Genomic DNA, 3,585 nt, shown 5'->3' on the forward strand with positions numbered 1-3,585 from the left:
AGGCGGTCACCACCGACCCCGACGGCAGCACCACGACGACGAACCTCGGCAACCTCGGCAACCTCAACGGCCGCGGCGACCTGGGGGACCTGGGCGACCTCGGGAACTTCGACTCCGACCTGATCACCGAGTCGATCGGCGACCTCGGGAACCTCAACAGCGACCTGGGGGGCCTGGAGACACCGACGGGCGGCCGCACCCTGCTCGACGACAGCGGCGACTTCAGGACCCTGTTCGCGGACGGCAGCGAGTCCTCGTTCGACCCGGACACCGGGACGCTCACCACCACCGACGCGGACGGCAACTCCACGACCACCGACCTCACCCACGGGGCGAAGGTCACCAACGCCGACGGCTCCACCACCGTTCTCGACAACGGACGCCTCACCACCACCTTCCCCGACGGCAGCACCCAGGTCATCGACCCGGACACCGGCATCGCCACCCTCACCGACCCCCAGGGCCGCACCGAGACGGTGGATCTGCACGACCTCAACTCCTCCGATCTCGATTCGCCCGGGAACCTGGGCGGCCTGGGCGGCCTGGGTGGCCTGGACGGTTTGGGCGGAACCGGCGGCGACGGCATCACCACCCGGGACGTGTCGCTCCCCGGCCTCGGCGGTGGCGGTGGCGGGACGAGCTCCGCGGGCCTGGGCGGCGGCCTGACCGGGGACCCCGTCTCCGGCGACGCCCTGGGGACCGGCGTCGCCCCGCTCTCGGACAGCGCCACCGCCGCAGCGGGCCTCCCCTCGTCCGTCGCCCCCGCCCCCGGCGCCCCCGGCGCACCCGGCATGCCCGGCAGCCCCGGCATGCCGATGGGCGGTATGGGAGGCATGGGCGCCGGCGGCGAGAAGGGCAACGGCGAGCGGGTGCGCGCCGTCCTGGTCGACGCGGCGGAGGAGAGCGAGCGCCGCAACCGCCGGCGGCGCAGCCCGTGGCACCGCCAGGAGGACAGCGACACCTTCCTGTCGCCGGCCTCCCGGGTGTCGACCACCGGCGGCGACTCCCCCGAGGAGCAGGACGAGCCGCGCCGCGGTTCCACCACCTCCGCCGACTACCTGGAGGAGGACGCGGACGTCTGGGGCACGGAGGACGGCGGCACCCCGGCCGTCATCGGACGGTGAAGGGCCCGGCCCCCGCCTCGCCGGCCGACGCGGGGGCCGGACCGCGTCCGTCGCCTCCGCCCACGACACTGAGGGCCCCTTGCCTCAATGGCATACGCTCTGGCCCATGACGCAAGACGACGGCGACCTGGACAGCCTGGTACGCAAGAGGATCCGTGCCCTGCGGGTGGCGCAGGGCTGGTCACTGGAGGAACTGGCCACGCGGGCCCGGCTCAGCCAGTCCACGCTCAGCCGCATCGAGAACGGCCGGCGCCGCCTGGCGCTGGACAGCCTCGTCACCCTCGCCCGCGCCCTGGACACCACCTTGGACCAGCTCGTCGAGACCGCCTCGGACGACATCGTCACCAGCCCGATGATCGACAGCACGCACGCGACGATGCGCTGGCCCGTGAAGGGCGACCCGGGCATGACCGTCGTACACCGGCGCATGACCGAACCGCCGCCCGACAACCCCTCGCGCATGCGCGCGCACCCCGGCCGCGAATGGCTCGTCGTGCTGTCCGGCACCGCGGTCCTCCTGCTGGGCAACCGCCGCATCCGCGTGGAGACCCACCAGGCCGCGGAATTCCCCACGATGCTGCCGCACGCCCTCGGCGCCGAGGGCGGACCCTGCGAGATCCTGGGCATCTTCGACCGCGACGCCCGCCGCGGCCATCAGCGCGACGACGCCGGCTGAGACACGTCTTGCGCGGTCCGCAGCCCACGGGGCCCTTGTCTTGCGCAACCGGAAAACGGCCGCGGTGCCGCGCCCCGGCCGTCCTACGGTGGCGCCATGACCCGCACACCCCAGCACAGCCACCCCCACGACGACAGCGGCCAGGCCGAGATCCTCGACCTCGACGCGGACGTCCTCGCCGAGTACACCGCCGCCATCACCGAGTGGCTGCCCGTCCGGACACCCCCGCGCCGGATCGTGGATCTGGGGTGCGGGACGGGCACGGGCACCTTCGCCCTCCTCGACCGCTTCCCCGACGCGCACGTCACCGCCGTCGACGCCTCGGACGGCCACCTCCGGCGCCTGCGGGAGAAGGCGGACGCCCGAGGGGTGGCCGCGCGGGTGAGCACCGTGCGGGCCGACCTCGACGACGGCGCCCACCCCGGCCTCGGCACGCCGGACCTGGTGTGGGCCTCGGCCTCCTTGCACCACATGGCCCACCCCGACCGCGTGCTCCGCACGGTCCACGACACGCTCGTGCCCGGCGGCCTGTTCGCGGTCGTCGAGCTGGCCGGCTTCCCCCGCTTCCTGCCCGGGAACGCCCCGGAGGAGCGGCCCGGCCTGGAGGAACGGTGTCACGCCGCCACCGGACGTCACCAAGCCGAGCACATGCCCCACCGCGGTGCCGACTGGGGGCCGAAGCTGACCGCCGCCGGATTCACCCTCGTGGGCGAACGCACCCTCACCGTGCACGTCGAGGCCTCCCGCCACGCGGCGGTCGGCGCCTACGCCCTGAGCGGCCTGCGACGCATCCGCGGCGGCGTCGCCGACGCCCTCCACCCCGAGGACCTCGCCGCGCTCGACCGGCTGCTCGACACCGGGGGACCGCACAGCATCCTGCGCCGCGACGACCTCGCGGTACGCACCCGGCGCACCGTCTGGGCCGCCCGCCGCGACGGCTGAGCGAGGACCGTCCGACGGCCCCGGCGGTTCAGCCGCCGAGGTGGCGGCCGAAGCGGTGGGCGGCGGCCTCGGCGGCGGCCGCGCCCGGGGCCGAGGCGCGCAGGGCGGCGAGCAGGCGGGAGTGACCCTCGCGCGCGTCCGGACACGGTGGGGCGGCGGAGCGGTCGCGCGCCGACAGCTGCCCGAGGTGCGCGTACAGCTCGACCAGCACCTCGTTGCGGGAGGCGACCACCACCGCGCGGTGGAAGTCGGCGTCCGCGCCCCGCTCCAGCAGTACGTCCAGCAGCCGCAGATCCTCCTCGGTCCGGCGCCGCGCGGCCATCCGCGCCGCCGCCACCTCCAGGGCGCCGCGCACCTCGATCACGTCGCCCTGTTCGGCGCCGCCGAAACGGCGGCGCATCACCCCGGCCAGTTCGCTGGTCGCCACGACGTACGTGCCCGAGCCGTGGCGGATGTCCAGCAGGCCGTTGTGGGCGAGCGCCCGTACGGCCTCCCGGACGGTGTTGCGCGCCACCCCGAGGTGGCGCACCAGTTCCGGTTCGGTCGGGATGCGGGAGCCCACCGGCCAGGCCCCGGACGTGATCTGCTGCCGCAGCCGGTCGACCACGCGCTCGAACAGCCCGACCGGGCGCGGGACGGGACGCAGCATCACCCGGGGGTCCCCCGGCCGATGACGGTCCAGGTGTCGTTGCCGGTGAGGAGGGTGGTGAGGTCGCCTGTGCCGTGTTGTCGGGTGGCGGTGTGGAGCTGGTCGGCCATGAGGGTGTCGTAGACGGGCCGGTGGGTGGAGCGGAAGACGCCGATGGGGGTGTGGTGCAGGGTGTGGGGGTCGGCGAGGCGGGA

At 74.9% G+C, this 3,585-nt stretch carries 3 protein-coding genes and 2 pseudogenes; 3 read left to right on the forward strand and 2 right to left on the reverse strand.

Annotation, left to right across the window (positions count from 1 at the left end; translation table 11 throughout):
• From ACF07S_RS31625 to ACF07S_RS31635, 3 genes and pseudogenes are all read left to right on the forward strand, one after another.
• Positions 1-1,124, forward strand: a pseudogene (locus tag ACF07S_RS31625) (hypothetical protein); the annotation flags it as partial.
• Positions 1,125-1,230: 106 nt separating this feature from the next.
• The gene (locus tag ACF07S_RS31630) at positions 1,231-1,800 is read left to right on the forward strand and encodes a helix-turn-helix domain-containing protein (RefSeq protein WP_391966808.1); all 570 of its coding nucleotides are present in this window, start codon (positions 1,231-1,233) and stop codon (positions 1,798-1,800) included.
• A gap of 96 nt (positions 1,801-1,896) precedes the next feature.
• Entirely contained in the window at positions 1,897-2,742 is an 846-nt protein-coding gene (locus ACF07S_RS31635; RefSeq protein ID WP_391975743.1) for a class I SAM-dependent methyltransferase, read from the forward strand.
• A gap of 28 nt (positions 2,743-2,770) precedes the next feature.
• Here the strand turns inward: ACF07S_RS31635 and ACF07S_RS31640 are convergent, their stop codons facing one another.
• Positions 2,771-3,391: a FadR/GntR family transcriptional regulator gene (locus tag ACF07S_RS31640; protein WP_391966806.1), complete on the reverse strand. Its 621-nt coding sequence runs from the start codon at positions 3,389-3,391 to the stop codon at positions 2,771-2,773.
• Positions 3,391-3,585, reverse strand: a pseudogene (locus tag ACF07S_RS31645) (2-oxoacid:ferredoxin oxidoreductase subunit beta); the annotation flags it as partial. The pseudogene ACF07S_RS31645 and the gene ACF07S_RS31640, both read right to left, overlap by 1 nt.

It is taken from the genome of Streptomyces sp. NPDC016640 (assembly GCF_043076215.1).
GTDB lineage: Bacteria > Actinomycetota > Actinomycetes > Streptomycetales > Streptomycetaceae > Streptomyces.